This is a genomic window from Streptomyces griseoviridis, assembly GCF_005222485.1.
In the GTDB taxonomy this organism is placed as follows: Bacteria; Actinomycetota; Actinomycetes; order Streptomycetales; family Streptomycetaceae; genus Streptomyces; species Streptomyces hintoniae.
On record NZ_CP029078.1, the window covers coordinates 93,591 to 110,137 of the forward strand.

Genomic DNA, 16,547 nt, shown 5'->3' on the forward strand with positions numbered 1-16,547 from the left:
GGCTACGCATCGTGATCGCGTCCGGCCGTCCCGGCTGGGCCGGACGGCCGCGCGCGCTCCCCCGTGCGGACGCTTCGGGACGCGCGGACCGTCCCGGTGCGGGGCGGGCGGGTGAGCGGGGTGGTGCCGTCGTCCGCGCCTGCGGGTCGCGAGCGGGCGTGACAGATTTATCTCGGTACATCACTTATAAATATGAACAGATGACCTAAATCAGAAGAAGATGATCGTGAATCGTCAACGTGGTGATGGGTCACCGTCCTGTCCTGCCGTAGCCGTCCCCCGGCCCGCGGCGGACCGATGACGACGACGCCAGCTCTGATCGCGAGGATCTCGATGACGGGAACCGGCATGGGCCCCCCAGCGCGCCAGGACCAGCGCGGTCCCGAGCACGCCTTCGCGCACCCGTGCGCCGTCGACGCGGACGTGACCGGCGCCGTGCGCGCGGTCCTCGCCGACCTGCTCGCGCGCCGGGTCGCCGCGGCCGAGGCGGTCGATCCGCTCTTCGCCCGGGACCTGGCCGCGCGGGTCGCGCGCTTCACCCACGACGGCGGGAAACTCGCCAGACCCCAACTGATGTGGTGGGCGCTGCGGGCCTGCGGCGGCGGCGAGCACCCGCAGACGGCCGCCGCGCTGCGGCTCGGCGCCGCCCTCGAACTCATCCAGACCTGCGCCCTGGTCCACGACGACGTGATGGACGCCGCGCCGGTCCGCCGCGGCAGGCCCGCGCTGCACGCCGACGTCACCGCCCAGTACGCCGACGCCGCGCCCGGCGTGCGCGGGGTCCGGCTCGGCGAGGCGACCGCGATCCTCGCCGGTGACCTCGCGCTGGCCTGGGCGGACGACGTGGTGGCGGAGACCGAGCCGGCGCCGGGGACCGCGCGCCGGGTGCGGGAGCTGTGGAGCGGGCTGCGGATGGAGATGGTCGCCGGGCAGTACCTCGATGTCCACGGCGAGGCCACCTCGGCGCGGGCGCTGGCCCGCGCGGTCCGCGCCGCCTGCCTCAAGAGCGCCCTGTACTCCGTGGAACGTCCGCTCGCGCTGGGCGCCGCGCTGGCCGGCGCCGACGCCGTCACCACGCGCGCGCTGTGTTCGGCGGGCCGCTGCGTGGGGCTCGCCTTCCAGCTCCGCGACGACCTGCTCGACGCGTTCGGCGACCCGCGCGCCACCGGCAAGCCGGCCGGCGGTGACATCCGCAGCGGCAAGCCGACCTGTCTCGCCGCCGTCGCGCAGGCGCGGGCCGAGGCCGCGGGCGACCGGCGTGCGCTCGGCGTGCTGCGCTCCACGCTCGGCCGCTCCGACGCCTCGGACGCCGAACTCGCGGCGGTCCGCGAGGTGTTCACGGCCACCGGGGCCAGGGACGCCGTGGAGGCGCGGGCGGCCCGGCTGGTCTCCAGGGGCCTCGGGCACCTCGACGCCGTGCCCCTCGACCCGCGCGGCGCGGTCCCGCTGCGCGCCTGCCTCAGCCGCGCGGCCGGCCCACCGCCGGCCGTGCCCGACGACGACGGGAGCGACCCGGCGAGGGCCGCCCTCCACGTCACCGCCTCCGACGAGGGAACCCACCGATGACCCGCACGGTGCCGGGCCGCACCGACCATGTGGTGGTCGTCGGCGCCGGTCTCTCCGGGCTCGCCGCGGCCCTGCACCTGCTCGGCGCCGGACGCCGGGTGACGGTGGTCGAGCGCGACCCGGCGCCCGGCGGACGGGCGGGCCGGCTGGTGCGCGGCGGCTACCACATCGACACCGGGCCCACCGTCCTGACCATGCCCCACCTCGCCGACGAGGCGTTCGCCGCCGTCGGCGACAGCCTGCGGGCGCGGGTCGAGCTGCTGCCGCTGCATCCGGCCTACCGCGCCCGGTTCGCCGACGGGAGCACCCTGGACGTCCACACCGGCGCGGAGGCGATGGAGGCGGAGGTGGAACGGTTCGCCGGGCCGCGGGAGGCGGCCGGGTACCGGAAGCTGCGGCGCTGGCTGGAACAGCTCTACCGGGCCCAGCTGCGGCGCTTCATCGACGTCAACTTCGACTCCCCCGCGCAGCTCCTCACCCCCGATCTGGCCCGGCTGGCCGCGCTGGGCGGGTTCAGCCGCCTCGACCCGCGGATCGGCCGCTTCCTGCACGACGAGCGGCTGCGGCGGGTCTTCTCCTTCCAGTCGCTGTACGCGGGCGTCCCGCCGGCCCGCGCGCTGGCCGCCTACGCCGTCATCTCCTACATGGACACGGTGGCGGGCGTGTACTTCCCGCGCGGCGGGATGCACGCGCTGCCCCGGGCCATGGCGGACGCCGCCGCGGCGGCGGGCGCGGACCTGCGTTTAGGGGAGCGGGTCACCCGTCTGGAGCGATCGGGCGAGCGGATCACGGCCGTCGTCACCGACCGGGAGCGGATCGCCTGCGACGCCGTCGTGCTCACGCCCGACCTGCCCGTCGCCTACCGACTCCTCGGCCGGGCGCCGAAGCGCCCGCTGGGCCTGCGGTTCTCGCCGTCCGCCGTGGTCCTGCACGCGGGGACGGACCGCACCTGGCCGTGGCTGGCCCACCACACGATCTCCTTCGGCGCGGCCTGGCGGCGGACGTTCCACGAACTCACCGAGAGCGGACGGGTGATGAGCGACCCGTCCCTGCTGATCACCCGTCCGACCAGCACCGACCCGCGCCTCGCGCCGCCCGGACGGCACCTGCACTACATCCTCGCGCCCTGCCCGAACACCGCCGTCGGACCGAGCGCCGCGCACTGGGGCGAACTGGCGCCCGGCTACCGGCACGGTCTCCTCGCGGAGCTGGACCGGCGCGGCCTCGACGGCATCGCCTCGGCGATCGAGGAAGAGTGCCTGGTCACCCCGGCCGACTGGCAGGCGCGGGGGCATCCGGCGGGTTCGCCCTTCTCGGCCGCCCACACCTTCGCGCAGACCGGCCCGTTCCGGCCGCGCAACCTGGTGCGCGGCACCACCAACGCGGTGCTCGCCGGGTGCGGCACCACCCCGGGCGTCGGAGTGCCGACCGTCCTGCTGTCGGGCAAGCTGGCCGCGGCACGGATCACGGGCGGCGACCGCTCCCCCGCGACCACGGCGCGACGGCGCTCGGGCGCCCGGGGCGACCAGGAGAGGAGGCCGGTGTGACCGACCGCGAACTGGACGCGGCAGGCATCACCGATCCGGCGCTGCGGCAGGCGTACACGTGGTGCAGGCGGCTCAACGCCCGGCACGGCAGGACCTACTTCCTCGCGACCCGGCTGCTGCCGGTGGAGCGCAGGCCCGCCGTGCACGCGCTGTACGGGTTCGCCCGCTGGGCCGACGACATCGTCGACACCCTCGACCCGGCGGAGACGCCTGCGGCGGCGCACGGCAGGTCGGCCCGGCTCGACCGGCTCTGCCGCGAACTGGAGAGGGGGCTCGCCGACGGGGACAGCGCCGAACCGGTGGTGCGGGCGCTGGCCGACACCGCCCGCAGGTACGCCATCGACCACCGGCACTTCACCGCCTTCATGGCGGCGATGCGCGCCGACCTCGATGTCGTCGACTATCCGACCTACGCCGATCTGCGCCGGTACACCTACGGTTCGGCGGAGGTGATCGGGCTGCAGATGATGTCGGTGCTCGGCACGGTCGTCCCGCGGGAGCGGGCGGCGCCGCACGCGGCGGCCCTCGGCGTGGCCTTCCAGCTGACGAACTTCCTGCGGGACGTGGGCGAGGACCTCGACCGCGGCCGGGTCTACCTGCCGGGCGACCTGCTGGCCGCGCACGGCGTGGACCGGGCGCTGCTGCGCTGGAGCCGGGCCACCGGCCGCTCGGACCGCCGGATCACCGCCGCGCTGCGGGACTTCGAGCGGCTGACCCGCGCCCTGTACCGCGAGGCGGCTCCCGGGCTCGCGCTCCTCGAACCGGTGTCCCGCCCGTGCATCCGTACCGCGTTCGTGCTCTACGGCGGCATCCTGGACGCGGTCGCGCGGGACGGCTACCGCTCGCTGCACCGGCGGGCCGCCGTCTCGCAGCGCCGCCGCGCCACCGTCGCGCTCGACGGCCTCGCCCGGGTCGCCGCGGCCAGGCTGCGCTCACCCGCGCCCGGCGCCGACCGTCCCCGCGCGGCGGAGCGGGTACCGGCGAGGGTCGCGTGAGGCCCGGCCGCCCCTCGCTGTCGCTGCGCCGGCGTCCGGTGCGCTGGGAGCGGCAGCGGCCGACCTGGCGCGAGGCGAGGCCCGGCATCATCGCGGACGCGCTCGACCGGGCCCTGGCCCGCCCGTCGGGCAACTGGTACGTGGTCGGCGCGGTCCTCGACGTCCGCCGCGACCGGCCGCTGTCCGCGACGGTGGCCGGCCGGGAGATCGTGGTGTGGCGGGCGGCCGACGGACGGCTGGTGGCCGGGCCGGGGGTCTGCCCGCACCTGGGCGCGCCGCTCGCCGGCGGCGCGGTGCGGTGCGGACGGCTCGTCTGCCACTGGCACGGCCTCGCCCTGGACGGCGCGCCGTTCGCCGGCTGGGAGCCGCTGCCCGTGCACGACGACGGGGTCCTGGTGTGGGTGCGGATGGACGCGGCGGGCGGCGAGACACCGCTCGACGCGCCCGTCGTCCCGCCCCGCCCGGAACGCGCGCGCTCGATCGCGGCGGTGTGCACGGCGGTGGGGGTGTGCGAGCCGGAGGACATCGTGGCCAACCGCCTCGACCCCTGGCACGGGGCGTGGTTCCACCCGTACTCCTTCGTGGACCTGACCGTCGTCGGGACACCGGAGAGGGGCGGGGAGGGTGACGGGAACGGTGGCGGTGGCGGTGGCGGTGACGACGGGTTCACCGTCGACGTCTCGTTCAAGGTCGCGGGCCGGCTCGTGGTGCCGGTGCGCGCGGTGTTCACCGCTCCCGAACCGCGGACGGTCGTCATGCGGATCGTCGAGGGCGAGGGCCGGGGTTCCGTGGTGGAGACGCACGCGACGCCGCTCGGCCCCGACGAACTGGGCAGACCGCGCACCGCCGTCGTCGAGGCGGTGATCGCCTCGTCCGAACGCAGGGGCTTCGCGGCGGCCCGGGGGGCGGCGCCGGTGGTGCGGCGCCTGATGGCGACGGCGGCCGGCCGGCTGTGGCGCGACGACCTGGCGTACGCGGAACGCCGCTGGCTGCTGCGGACCAGCGGGGGCTTTCCGGGGTGAGGGGGCCGTGGTGGTCCTGCCGGGCGGTCTCTTCTCAAGGCATGGATTCGCGGGCGCCCGGTGACCGCATGTCAGGCGCCGGTGACACCGTCGATCCGCTCGCGGATGAGATCGGCGTGACCGTTGTGACGTGCGTATTCCTCGATCATGTGGACCATGATCCAGCGCAGGGAGACCTCTTGATCGCCGACGAAACCGGCCTCCTGTTCGGACAGCCGACCGCAATCGTCGAGCGACGCGTCAGCGATCAGCTCACGCCCTCGGGCGATCTCGACCTGCCAGCGAGCCGTCGCCTCGTCGAGCCGTCGGTCCGGTCGGAGCGCGTAGCCGTCGAGGTTGTTGTCGCCGTGGACCGGCGGCACGTCCAGTTTCGCGAACACACGCTGGAACCACTTGCGTTCCACCTCAGCCACGTGCTGAACGAGACCGAGCAGTGTCATGGTCGAAGGTGGCAGTGCGGCAAGCCGTGATTGATCGTCCGTGAGGCCCGAACACTTCAGGGCGAGCGTCGCGCGGTGGAAGTCCAGCCATGCCTCCAGCATGGCGCGCTCGTCAGCATGTGCGGGTGGGACAGGCCGTCCGTCCGGTGTCGTCTTCATCAGCACACCATGGCAGCAACGGCCGTGGCCAACGGCCGCGTTCGCCGGCAACGAACAGGCGTCTCGTCCTCGCACTGGGAGGGCCTGTGTCATCAAGACCAACGTCGTGACGCAGTCGGCACGACGGGCGCCCAAGCAACTGAAGGCCGGGCCCGCAGCTCGCGGGGCGGGCCGAGCCGACCACCAGTGTCGTGCTCAGGCTCCCAAGTCCGGGGCGACGGTGCGCGTGACACAGTCCCGGAGCAAGGCCCGCCGCTGGTCATGCGCGCTCGCGGGCTCCTGGGCGGAGGCGGCGTAGACGTTGCTCACCGGGGACCAGGCCATGGACATGGCCATCACACGGAGTGGTCGTTCGCGACGGGCGCCATCAGCTCTGGCGCGGTACGGGGAAGCAGCGACGGCAGGAGGACGATTCCGCTTGCTCTCCTACTCTCCCGACTGGTCGGCGCGCGCCGACCGGACTTCCTCCAGCAGTTCCGGGTGGCGCTCGCCGTACGTGTTCACCGCGGGAGTGCAGCACCGCGGGTTGGGCTCTCAGGATGACCACTGCTTGAATGCTCCAGTGATCGAACTGGTGGTTGTCCTGGCAGTGGCAGGGCTGACGGCGTGGTTGACGCGTCGCAGAGTGAGCCAGCGGGCGGACAGCGCCGCACAGGGAAACGTCATCGAGGTTCCCTGCCTGCTTCAGCACCCTTCACTTGAAGGGCGATGGCTGCGGGGGCGGCTGTTGATAGGAATCGCCGGAACCGACTGGAAGCCACGGACAAGGGCGGGTGCGGCCGTGTCCCTCCCGGACGGGCTGCGGCAGGTCGGGGTGCGTTCACCGTCGTGGCGCGAGGCGGTGAAACTCAACGGTGGGGCCAGGATCGTTGAGTGCACCTCCGCCGAGGGGGCCTCCTTGTCGCTGTGATGCCGAATGAGTTGAATCACGTGCTCTCGGCTTTGAACGGCAGCGCGACAGAGTAGGAAGCGTCCCGTTGCGCCCTCCAGACAGGTTGCCGAGCCGCGTGATTTCGGAGTTATAGTCGCCTGGTCGCGAAAAACGATGTCCCGCGGGTCCACCCGCCAGGCATCGCGCACACATCGACGCAGATGGTTCTGATCGGTGAGCGTCTCCCTGCCGAGAGCGGGCGCCCTGCCCCCTCCCGGCGCTGCCCACCGCCGACGCGTGTCGGCGCGAGCGAGGAGCGCAACGTGCGGAAGACCATCGCCATCATCGGAGCCGGACTCGGCGGGCTGACCCTCGCCCGGGTGCTCCAGACACACGGCGTCGCCGCGACGATCTACGAGAGTGAGGCTTCGGCGACGACCCGTGGGCAGGGCGGCCTGCTCGACATCGACGAGGAGACCGGACAGGTCGCGCTTCGCGCGGCCGGTCTGTACGACGAGTTCCTCCCTCTTGTCCGTCCCGGCGAGGACGCCAAGCGCGTGGTGGACCGCCACGGCACGGTCCTGTTCGACCAACCCGCGGACCCCGGTTCGGCCCGTCCGGAGGTGGATCGCGGCGAACTCAGGCGGCTGCTTGTCGACTCGCTGACACCCGGCACGATCAGGTGGGGCCACAAGCTCACCTCGGTCCGGCACTGCCCGGAGGGCGGCTACGACCTGACCCTCACGAAAGGTCCCGCCGCACGCGCCGACCTCGTCGTCGGCGCGGACGGTGCCTGGTCGAAGGTGCGTCCGCTGCTCACCCCCGCCACGCCCTCCTACAGCGGAACCTGCTTCATCGAGATCGCCCTCACCCAGGCCGGCCAGGACCACCGGGCGAGCGTGGCCGCCATCGGCAGCGGCACGCTGATGGCGGTCGCGCCGGGCAGAGGCATCATCGCCCACCGCTACGCCGACGGGCGCGTACGCGGATACGTCGCGCTGAACAAGCCCGAGGGGTGGATGAGGTCGATCGACTTCAGCGAGCCGTCCGCCGGCCTCCGTCAGGTCGTCGACCAGTTCGACGGCTGGTCGCCGCTGCTCACCGCCTTCGTCACGGAGAGCGACGCGGAACCGTGGCTGCGGCCCATCCATGCCCTTCCCGTCGGCCTCACCTGGGACCGGGTGCCCGGCGTGACGCTCGTCGGCGACGCCGCGCACCTGATGTCGCCCTTTGCCGGCGAGGGCGCGAACCTCGCCATGTTCGACGGCGCGGAGCTGGCGAGGGAGTTGGTCGAGCAGCCGGACGCCGAGGCCGCGCTCGCCGCCTACGAGGAGCGGTTGTTCCCGCGCGGTGGCGACGCCGCCCGCCGCTCGGCGCGGAACCTGGAGATCTTCTTCGGCCCCGAGGCGCCGCGGAGCGTAGCCGCTCTCTTCGACCACTCCTGACACCTCGGTCTCGTTCGCGATCTTGTCGCGTACCGACCAGGTCATGGCCCGGATCGTGGGCCGGTTCGGGCGGGTTGAGTGCCGCGCCTCGACCTGCCCCTACCGGCGGCTCGGGCTGCTGTCCGGCGCGGGTGTCCGGCGCGGAGCCTGCGGGCCTCCTCATCTCTTGCTGGAGCCAGTGGTCCGGCATATCGCCCTCGGCCTGGGCCGCCACACCTGCCAGCACCCACCAACCACGTCCCACGTCCGACCAGCCGAATCCATCATCCACGTACATCACATGCACATTACGCAATCCCTTTTCAGCACATGGGATCTCCGGTAAGTTTCCGCCGCAGCGGAGGCCGATCGCCGCCTTCGCGTGACGGATCGCGTGATGCGCGCAGCCGCGCGGGAGGCATCGGTGGACGGGGCGACCCCGCCCGGTCGTACCGTTCCTGAACTCCGCCGCGCCGGTTCCGCCCCCGACGAAGGAGTCGCCATGCACCCCCTCAAATCCCGCGCCCTGCTGGCCCCGGCCGCCGCTCTGGCGGCCGTGCTCGCCCTCGTCCCGGCCGCCCCTCGGGCGGAGGCGGCCGGGACGGCCGCCGTCTCCGTGGAGCAGGTCCCCTACGCGATGGACTCGTCCAATCAGGCGGCCTGGTGGACCCCCGCCGCCACCTACAAGGGCCGGGGCCAGTACACCTACTTCGCGTTCAACGAACCGGGTTCGACGGCGGCCACGCACCGTCCGGCGATCGCGCGCCGCGATCCAGACGGGGTGTGGAGCCGGCTGCCGCTGCTCGCGAGCGACGGGCAGCAGGCGCAGTTCACCGACGACAACGGGCACAACCAGCCCTCCGTCGCGCGGGACGGCAGTGGCCGGCTGCACGTCTTCACCTCGATGCACGGTGACCCCTGGCGCTACTTCCGCACCGACTCGCCCCAGAGCGCCGTCACGGACCACTCCGCCGAGATGCCCGACCAGGGCCAGGGCATCACCTATCCGGTCCTGACCACCGCGCCCAACGGCGACCTCTACCTCGCCGCCCGCGTCGGCACCGGCAACGACCGGCGCCCCGGCAAGCTCTACCGCTGGAACAACGCGGCCGCCACCTGGAGCGTCGTCGCCACCTTCGCGTCGGCCCAGTACCGCTCCGTCTACCCGGACGACCTGGCGGTGGACGCCGCCGGGAACGTGCACCTCCTCTACGAGTGGTCGAAGGCGCCGTCGTCCGCCTTCCGTCACAAGCTGTCCTACCTGCGTCTCGACCCGGCCACCGGCCACTTCACGGACAGTTCGGGCGCCGCGGTCACCACGCCCGTCACCCCGGACACCTCCGACGTGATCCAGGACCTCACCAGCGGCGAGGAGTGGAGCGCGGACAACACCGGGTACACCGGTGCGGCGGTCCAGAGCGCCAAGCTCACCCTGGACGGCTCCACGCCCAAGGTGGCCTACCGCTACCGTTCGGCCGCGAGCGGGGCGGAGTTCCACGTGTACTACGGGTATCCGAGCAACGGCGGCTGGCTGCGCCAGGACGTCTACACCGGGGGCCAGACCACCGCCGCGATCGGCATCACCTGGGACGCGACCGACCTCAAGCGCGTCTACTACGTGAAGAGTTCGGGCACCGACCGCGTCTTCGCCGCCACCGAGAAGAACGGCGGCTGGACCTCGGCGTCCGTCGTGCCGGGCCTGACGGCCGACCGGCTCGCGGTACGCCGCGACAGCGACGGGAACGACGTCCTGTACCTTCCGGACACCAAGAGCGGCACCCTGTACTACGCCCGCCGCTAGCCACCCGTACCCCGGCAGGACGGCAGGACGGCAGGACGGCGGACCGGTGTCGTGCCGGTCCGCCGTCCGCACCGGCCCCTCCCCCGCCCTCGCACCCGCCCCTGGACCGACCGGCGGCCGTCCCCGCCCGACAGCCACCGTCTTGAGGAGAGATCTTGTCCGCCCGTCCGACACCCACTCGTCCGTTCGCCTCGGACCGCGGTGAACCCGGCCCGCTTCCGCATGACTTCCCCTTCGATCCCACCCACGGCTACGACCTGCCGCGGCTGCTCGCGGTGGACGCTCCGCCCGGTCCCCGCGACTTCGCCGACTTCTGGCGGGAGCGCCACGCGAGGGCGCTGCGCGTCGACCCGGCGCCCCGGATCGAGGGACCGTGGGTCACCGTGGAGGGCGTGCGGATCGCCGACGTGTCGTACACCTCCGTCGACGGCGTCCGGATCGGCGGGTGGCTGACCGTCCCCGCCGACGGCCCCGTCACGCAGGGCTGTGTGGCCACCCACGGATACGGCGGCCGGGCGGCCCCCGACCCCTGGCAGTGCCCGCCGGAGACCGCGACCCTGTGGCCCTGCCTGCGCGGGCTCGGCACGCGGAGCCTGCTGCCCGGCGTCCCCTCGTCGTCGGCGGGGCACGTCCTGCACGGCATCGGTTCCCGGGAGTCGTACCTCATCGGCGGGTGCGTGGCGGACGTCTGGTGCGGGGCGACCGCACTGGGGACGCTGGTCCCGGAGGCCGCCGGCCGGCTGACGTACCTGGGCACGAGTTTCGGCGGCGGCATCGGGGCGCTTGCCCTCCCCTGGGACGACCGCTTCCACGCCGCCGGCCTCACGGTGCCGACGTTCGGGAACCATCCGCTCCGGGTGACGCTCCCGTGCACGGGCAGCGGGGAGTCGGTGCGTACGCGGCTCGCCGAGGACCCTTCCGTCCTTGACGTCCTCGCGTACTTCGACGCCGCGACGGCGGCCCGTCATCTGCGCGTCCCGGTGCACGTGGGCGCCGCGCTGTTCGATCCCTCGGTCCCCCCGCCGGGGCAGTTCGCGATCCACAACGCGCTGGCCGGGCCGCGCGAACTCGTCGTCCTGCGGGCCGGGCATTTCGAGCACCCGGACGAGCGGGACGAGACGGCGGCCCTGGAAGAGGCCCAGCGACGCTTCCTGTCGGGGGCGGGCCCCCTCGCTTGACCCGTTCCGCGCGGCCCGCCTCCCTCCGGGCCGAGGCCCTTCGGCCACCGCACCATGACCTGGTGGTCCGGTGGCCGATTCGAGGTACGGGCGCCTGCCATGCGCGATAGGGTGATGCAGATTGTGCACGGTATTTGCAGAGCTAGGAGGGCCATGGTCACGCGGGCTACTGACGTCGGCACGAACCAGAGCGTCGAGCGCGCGGTCTCGGTGCTGCGTGCACTCGACTCCGGTCGGCCCGAACTCCGTGTCTCCGACGTCGCCGAGCTGACCGGACTTGGCTCGTCGACCACCTCCCGGCTGCTCTCCACCCTGGAACGTCTCGACATGGTCGAGCGCGATCCGGTCAGCAACCTCTACCGGCTCAGCCTCGGCCTGCTCCCCCTGGCCGCCACCGCCGTCAACCGGCATCCCGTGCACCGGGCCGCCCGCATGGTCCTCCAGGACCTCGCCACCCGCACCGGGCTCGGGGCCAACGTGGCGGTGCGCCGTGGCGGCGAGCTGATGTTCCTGTGCAACTTCGAGGGCCCCCGCGCGCCCAAGTCCTATACGCAGAGCGGACACACGGCGCCGCTGCACGCCACGAGCATCGGCAAGTGCCTGCTCTCCGGGCTCACCCCCAAGGAGCGTCGCACGCTGCTGGGTGCCGCGCTCGACGCGCACACCGAGTACACGACCACCAGCCACGACCTCCTCGACGCCGAGATCGACACCGTCCGGCGCTCCGGGTATGCCGTCGAGGCGGAGGAGCGGGCCTTGGGCCGCGCGTCCCTGGCGGCGCCCGTCCGCGACGCGTCGGGGGACATCGTCGCCGCCATCTCCCTCTGGGGCCCGACCTCGGTGCTGGGCGACCGCGACGACGCCGAGGGCAAGCGCCTCGCCCTCGTCCGCGAGGTCATCGAGGCCGCCGACGCCATCAGTCAGGCACTCGGCGCGCTCTGACGCGCGCACGGCGAAGGGCCGGTGGAAGCCGAACAGCTTCCACCGGCCCTTCGCCGTGCGTCTCCAGGCACCCTGCGCCTTCAGGTGCCCTGCGGCTCCAGGCGCCCCGTTGCTCTACACGCCGTACGCCTTGAACGCGATCACGTGGGCGTGCCGTGCGCCGTGCGTCGCGTCGACCACGAGCCGCAGCGCGGCGGTGCGCACCGGGCCGCCGTCCGCGGTGGTCAGTGCGTGCACCCGGTGGCGGCGCCGGTTGTCCTTCACGGTGAGGGCGGTGTGCCACGCCCCGGCGGCGTCGCACCACTGGACGCGGTAGTCGCTGACGAGTTCCGGCATGACCTCGTACGGAGTGCGGTGCCGGTGCAGGTTGTTGAGGTATTCGTCGACGTCGTCGTCGAACACCAGGCGGATCTCGGTGAGTTGCCGCTCGTCGTCCCAGTCGAGACGGAGCCACTCGGCGTCGCCGTCCGGCGCGGACGACCACATGTGCGGGCCGCCGTAAGGGCGTTGGTAGCCGCCCACGGCCCGTTCGGGGTGGAACGCCGCGGTGTCGGGGGCCGCGCGGAAGGCGAAGGTCTGCCGGCGCAGCCCGCGGGCCTGCCACTCCAGGACCGGTTGGCCGTCCTCCTCCGGGATGTCGTGGTCGACGGCCGCGTCCCCCTCGGCCTTCCTGCGCAGGGCGAGGACACCGTCGGTCCGTTCGGGGAGGAGGACCAGGGCCGTGTCCGGGCAGGCGCGGACGATGAGGATCGCGTTGCCGGGGGTGTCGGGACGGTGGTCGAGGCGGGCCGTGACCCAGTGCGGGCCGCCGGGGGCGACGGCGACCGTGGTGGTGAGGAGCCGGTCGGCGGGAACCGCGTTCTCGGGGCGGCCCGTGCCCCACAGTTCCACGGTGAGTTCGCGGACCTGGTCGTCGGGGGCGCCGTGGACGAGGAGGTCGACCGTGTCGAGCGCGGGGTCGACCGGCAGCAGCAGGGCGAGGTCGCGGGTGAGGGGGTACGGGACGCCGGGCGTGTCCGGTGTGGGCTCGGCGGCCAGCCCGGTCAGGCTGGAGGAGGCGGTGACGCGGGCCGTGCGCGCCAGGTTGGCGGGGTCCTCGTCGGCGAGGCCGATCACGGAGGCGTCCTGGCGCAGCAGGGTGCGGTGCACCAGATCGGGGCGTTCGGTGGCGAGTTGCCTCGGCGTCAGGCCCTCGGCGACGCAGAGGGCGGCGGCGGTGCCGGCGGCCTCGCCGAGGGTCGCGCAGGTGGCCATGACGCGGGTGGCCCCGAAGGCGATGTGGGTGGCGGAGATGTTGCGCCCGGCGAAGTGCAGGTTGGTGACGTTGGCCGAGTACAGGGAGCGCAGCGGGATGTGGAAGACGCCGTCGGCGTACCGCTGGCGGGCGCCCGGCTCGTCGGCGTACATGCCCTGGACGGGGTGGAGGTCGACGGACCAGCCGCCGAAGGCGATCCGGTCATCGAACCGGCGCTGCTGGAGGATGTCCTGCTGGGTGAGGACGTGGTCGCCGAGGAAGCGGCGGTACTCGCGCTTGCCGGGGAGGCTGCCGACCCACTCCAGGGTGAGGTTGGCCGCGTCCGCGAACCGGCCCGAGTTCTTGATGTGGTCCCAGACCCCCATGATCACGGACTGGAGCTCGTCGCGGATGCGCTCGTTGTCGTGCACGGTGTCGAGTTCGCCGCCCCACTCGATCCACCAGTAGTCGCAGCCGTTGTCCCCGGTGCGCAGGATGCGGTTGCGCAGGATGGGCGTGGTCGACAGGTCCTTGGCGTGGGCGGGCGGCACGAACTTCACCGGGCGGCCGGTGTCCCTGGTGTGGAAGAGGATCGTCGAGCCGAGCAGCGCGCCGTCCGCCTCGGACGGCGCCCAGGGCTCGTCGAACTCGGTCCGGGCCTCGCGTCCTATGCGGTAGCGGGCGCCGGCGAGGTGGCCGAGCAGGCCGTCGCCCGTGCAGTCGAGGAACTGGCGGGCGTGGAAGGTGATGCGGCGCTCCGAGCCCATCATCCAGCCGGTGCAGGAGTGCACCTCGCGGCTGTCGGCGGGGCCGCTCGCGTCGACCTCGCGCACGTCGGTGTTGAGGTAGAGGTCGATGTTCGGTTCGGCGCGGACGGCGTCGAGGACGACCTGGTCCCAGTAGTAGGGGTTGCCCTCGGGGTTGCGGTACTGGTTCTCGGTGTACAGCTCGCCCATGATCCCGGTCTCGCGGGCCCAGCGGTGGACGCCGTGCGCGGTGGCGCCGCAGACCCAGACGCGGATCTCGCTGCTGGCGTTGCCGCCGAGGACGGGCCGGTTGTTGACGAGGGCGACGCGGCGGCCGAGCCGGGCCGCGGCGATGGCCGCGCAGGTTCCCGCCAGTCCGCCGCCGATCACGGCGATGTCGTAATGGGCCTGTTCTTCCCGCACGGTGCGGCCTCCTAGGTGTGGCGCTCGGATACTCCGCGCCGTGGCGGAGCGACCTTGAACGTACATCACATCCATATTGTGCAACCACTGTTCAGTCAGCGGGATTGGCTGTAGGTTCCGATGGCGGCCACCGACCTGGCCGCTGTGTGGCGATGCGTGCGTTCGATGCAGCTGGGGCGCATGCAACGGCCCAGCCGGAACCGGCGATTCCCCGACCAAAAGGGTTGCGCCATCGCACGTTATGGAGAACGATCCCGCATGCTGCAAGTTGCATTCACGTAACCGGGGACGACGTTCACACAGGGTCCCGGCGCTCCCGCCACCGTTTGAACCGTTCGAGAGGACAGAGCCATGAGTACGGCCGCACCACGCCAGAAGGAGCCCCCGCCCCGCCGGACCGAGGGACGCCTCTCCAACGGTGCGTTCGCCTTGCTGCTGACCGCACCGGGACTCGCGCTGTTCGCGGCGATCATCTTCTACCCGCTGCTCTCGGCCCTGTTCACCGGCTTCTTCCAGCAGGATCTGCGGCTGCCGGGCCGGGAGTTCGTCGGCCTGGACAACTTCGCCTACTGGCTGGACGGCGACTTCCTCACCATCCTCGAGCAGACGCTGGTCTTCACCGTCGGCGCGACGCTCCTCCCCTTCGTGCTCGGCTTCGCGCTCGCGCTCGCGCTGAACACCGGGCTCAAGGGCAGCGGGTTCCTGCGCGGTCTGTTCCTGTTCCCGTGGGTGATCCCGGGTGTGGTGGTCTCCTTCCTCTGGATGTGGATCTTCAACGCGAACTACGGGGTCCTCAACGGCGTCCTCGTGGAGGCCGGGATCATCGACGAGTCCGTGGCGTGGCTCGGCCGGCCCGGCACCGCGATGCTCGCCGTCATCGTCACCAAGACCTGGGCCAGCTTCCCGTGGATGATGGTGATGCTCCTGGCCGGTCTGCAGACCGTGCCCAAGGAGCTGCACGAGGCGGCCTCGATGGACGGGGCGGGCTCGGTCCGGCGCTTCTTCGCCGTCACCTGGCCGCAGGTGCGGGGAGTCGCCTCGATCGTGCTCCTGCTGGAGTTCATCTGGAACTTCCAGCACTTCGACACCATCTACGTGCTCACCGGCGGCGGGCCCGCCGGCACCACCGAGACGTTCGCGACCGCCGTGTACCAGACCGCCTTCAACGGCTTCGACATCGGCCGGGCCACCGCACTGGGCGGACTGTGGATGCTGCTCCTGCTCCTCCTCGTCGCCGCCTACCTCAGGATCACCGAGCGGAAGGGCGACGTCTGATGACCTCCACCACCTCCACCGCGCTGCCCGCCGTCGAACGGCCGCAGCCGTCCACCGCGCGGGCCGGACGGGGCACCCGGCGCCGTATGCGCAAGGACCTGCTGCGTTCGCGGATCGCCGCCTGGTGCGCGGTCGCCGTCATCGGCGCCTTCGGTCTGCTGCCGGTCTACTGGCTGCTCGCCACCGCGCTCAGCACCCCCGAGTCGGTCTTCCAGTTCCCGCCGAAGCTGGTCCCCACCGATCTCACCCTCGGCAACTTCACGGCCCTGGCCGAGAACGACCAGTTGATCAAGTACATGGTCAACTCGCTCATCGTGGCCTCGATCACCGCCGTGCTGAGCGTGGTCGTCGCCACGTACATGGGCTATTCGTTCTCCAAGTTCCGCTACCGGGGGCGGCGTTCGCTGATGCACCTGGTGCTGGCCTCGCAGATGTTCCCCCAGGCGCTCCTGCTGGTGACGCTGTACGCCGTCTTCTCCAGCTTCGGCCTGCTCAACACGTACACCGCCCTGGTGCTCTCGTTCACCACGTTCACCATGCCGCTGTGCGTCTGGATGCTGAAGGGGATCTTCGACACCGTCCCCGACGCGCTGCTGGAGGCGGCGTCCATCGACGGCGCGTCCCGGTGGCGGACGCTGCACTCCATCGTGGCGCCGCTGGCCGCGCCGGGGATGATCGCCGCCGGCCTCTTCGCCTTCGTCCGCGGCTGGAACGACTTCATCTTCGCGCTGACCCTGGCCGACAAGGAGAAGCAGACCCTGCCTCCCGGGCTCGTCTCCACCTACATCGGCGAGTTCCAGACCGCCTGGCCCCAGTTGATGGCGGCCTCGCTGGTGGTGTCCGTGCCGGTGGTCGTCGCCTTCATGTTCCTTCAGCGCTACCTCGTCGGCGGCATGACCGCCGGCTCGGTCAAGAGCTGACCCG

The 16,547-nt window shown here is 72.5% G+C and carries 12 protein-coding genes and 1 pseudogene; 10 read left to right on the plus strand and 3 right to left on the minus strand.

Annotated features, from left to right (window positions below; translation table 11 throughout):
- The first annotated feature begins 348 nt into the window (after nt 1–348).
- From DDJ31_RS00375 to DDJ31_RS00390, 4 genes are read left to right on the plus strand one after another with little or no spacing between them, the layout of a single operon-like run.
- On the plus strand, nt 349–1,566 hold the full coding sequence (locus tag DDJ31_RS00375; RefSeq protein WP_240678342.1) for a polyprenyl synthetase family protein: 1,218 nt from the start codon (nt 349–351) through the stop codon (nt 1,564–1,566).
- Nucleotides 1,563–3,113 carry a phytoene desaturase family protein gene (gene crtI / locus DDJ31_RS00380; protein WP_127182319.1) on the plus strand — a complete coding sequence of 517 codons (1,551 nt, stop codon included), beginning with the start codon at nt 1,563–1,565 and terminating at the stop codon, nt 3,111–3,113. The genes DDJ31_RS00375 and crtI overlap by 4 nt, the downstream gene beginning before the upstream one ends.
- On the plus strand, nt 3,110–4,108 hold the full coding sequence (locus DDJ31_RS00385) for a phytoene/squalene synthase family protein (protein WP_127182318.1): 999 nt from the start codon (nt 3,110–3,112) through the stop codon (nt 4,106–4,108). Before crtI ends, DDJ31_RS00385 begins: the two co-directional genes overlap by 4 nt.
- Entirely contained in the window at nt 4,105–5,130 is a 1,026-nt protein-coding gene (locus DDJ31_RS00390) for a DUF5914 domain-containing protein (RefSeq protein ID WP_127182317.1), read from the plus strand. Before DDJ31_RS00385 ends, DDJ31_RS00390 begins: the two co-directional genes overlap by 4 nt.
- A 71-nt stretch (nt 5,131–5,201) precedes the next feature.
- On the opposite strand, the gene DDJ31_RS00395 is transcribed toward DDJ31_RS00390, so the two are convergent.
- Nucleotides 5,202–5,729, minus strand: a complete 528-nt coding sequence (locus DDJ31_RS00395) for a DinB family protein (protein WP_127182316.1) — start codon at nt 5,727–5,729, stop codon at nt 5,202–5,204.
- A gap of 195 nt (nt 5,730–5,924) precedes the next feature.
- A pseudogene (locus DDJ31_RS38835) lies at nt 5,925–6,068 on the minus strand (TetR/AcrR family transcriptional regulator); the annotation flags it as partial.
- A gap of 855 nt (nt 6,069–6,923) precedes the next feature.
- On the opposite strand from DDJ31_RS38835, the gene DDJ31_RS00400 reads away from it, so the two are divergent.
- The 4 genes from DDJ31_RS00400 (at nt 6,924) to DDJ31_RS00415 (ending at nt 11,945) form a co-directional block, all read left to right on the plus strand.
- Complete coding sequence (locus DDJ31_RS00400) at nt 6,924–8,045, plus strand: FAD-dependent oxidoreductase (RefSeq protein ID WP_127182314.1); 1,122 nt, start codon at nt 6,924–6,926, stop codon at nt 8,043–8,045.
- A gap of 481 nt (nt 8,046–8,526) precedes the next feature.
- On the plus strand, nt 8,527–9,825 hold the full coding sequence (locus tag DDJ31_RS00405; RefSeq protein ID WP_127182313.1) for a BNR-4 repeat-containing protein: 1,299 nt from the start codon (nt 8,527–8,529) through the stop codon (nt 9,823–9,825).
- A 155-nt stretch (nt 9,826–9,980) separates the two neighbouring features.
- Nucleotides 9,981–11,003 carry an acetylxylan esterase gene (locus tag DDJ31_RS00410; RefSeq protein WP_127182312.1) on the plus strand — a complete coding sequence of 341 codons (1,023 nt, stop codon included), beginning with the start codon at nt 9,981–9,983 and terminating at the stop codon, nt 11,001–11,003.
- A 153-nt stretch (nt 11,004–11,156) separates the two neighbouring features.
- Nucleotides 11,157–11,945, plus strand: coding sequence for an IclR family transcriptional regulator (locus DDJ31_RS00415; RefSeq protein ID WP_127182311.1), 789 nt, complete (start codon nt 11,157–11,159; stop codon nt 11,943–11,945).
- Between the two features lie 114 nt (nt 11,946–12,059).
- On the opposite strand, the gene DDJ31_RS00420 is transcribed toward DDJ31_RS00415, so the two are convergent.
- On the minus strand, nt 12,060–14,348 hold the full coding sequence (locus tag DDJ31_RS00420) for an FAD-dependent oxidoreductase (protein ID WP_127182310.1): 2,289 nt from the start codon (nt 14,346–14,348) through the stop codon (nt 12,060–12,062).
- Nucleotides 14,349–14,699: 351 nt separating this feature from the next.
- On the opposite strand from DDJ31_RS00420, the gene DDJ31_RS00425 reads away from it, so the two are divergent.
- Both DDJ31_RS00425 and DDJ31_RS00430 read left to right on the plus strand, forming a co-directional pair.
- Complete coding sequence (locus tag DDJ31_RS00425) at nt 14,700–15,623, plus strand: carbohydrate ABC transporter permease (RefSeq protein WP_127182309.1); 924 nt, start codon at nt 14,700–14,702, stop codon at nt 15,621–15,623.
- Nucleotides 15,623–16,543 carry a carbohydrate ABC transporter permease gene (locus DDJ31_RS00430; RefSeq protein ID WP_127182308.1) on the plus strand — a complete coding sequence of 307 codons (921 nt, stop codon included), beginning with the start codon at nt 15,623–15,625 and terminating at the stop codon, nt 16,541–16,543. The genes DDJ31_RS00425 and DDJ31_RS00430 overlap by 1 nt, the downstream gene beginning before the upstream one ends.
- Nucleotides 16,544–16,547 lie beyond the last annotated feature (4 nt).

What these genes read in the sequence shown, in the direction of transcription:
- DDJ31_RS00375 (WP_240678342.1), top strand. Translation starts at nt 349, where the DNA reads ATGGGCCCCCCAGCGCGCCAGGACCAGCGCGGTCCCGAGCACGCCTTC.
- crtI (WP_127182319.1), top strand. Translation starts at nt 1,563, where the DNA reads ATGACCCGCACGGTGCCGGGCCGCACCGACCATGTGGTGGTCGTCGGC.
- DDJ31_RS00395 (WP_127182316.1), bottom strand. Translation starts at nt 5,729, where the DNA reads ATGAAGACGACACCGGACGGACGGCCTGTCCCACCCGCACATGCTGAC.
- DDJ31_RS00405 (WP_127182313.1), top strand. Translation starts at nt 8,527, where the DNA reads ATGCACCCCCTCAAATCCCGCGCCCTGCTGGCCCCGGCCGCCGCTCTG.
- DDJ31_RS00415 (WP_127182311.1), top strand. Translation starts at nt 11,157, where the DNA reads ATGGTCACGCGGGCTACTGACGTCGGCACGAACCAGAGCGTCGAGCGC.
- DDJ31_RS00425 (WP_127182309.1), top strand. Translation starts at nt 14,700, where the DNA reads ATGAGTACGGCCGCACCACGCCAGAAGGAGCCCCCGCCCCGCCGGACC.
- DDJ31_RS00430 (WP_127182308.1), top strand. Translation starts at nt 15,623, where the DNA reads ATGACCTCCACCACCTCCACCGCGCTGCCCGCCGTCGAACGGCCGCAG.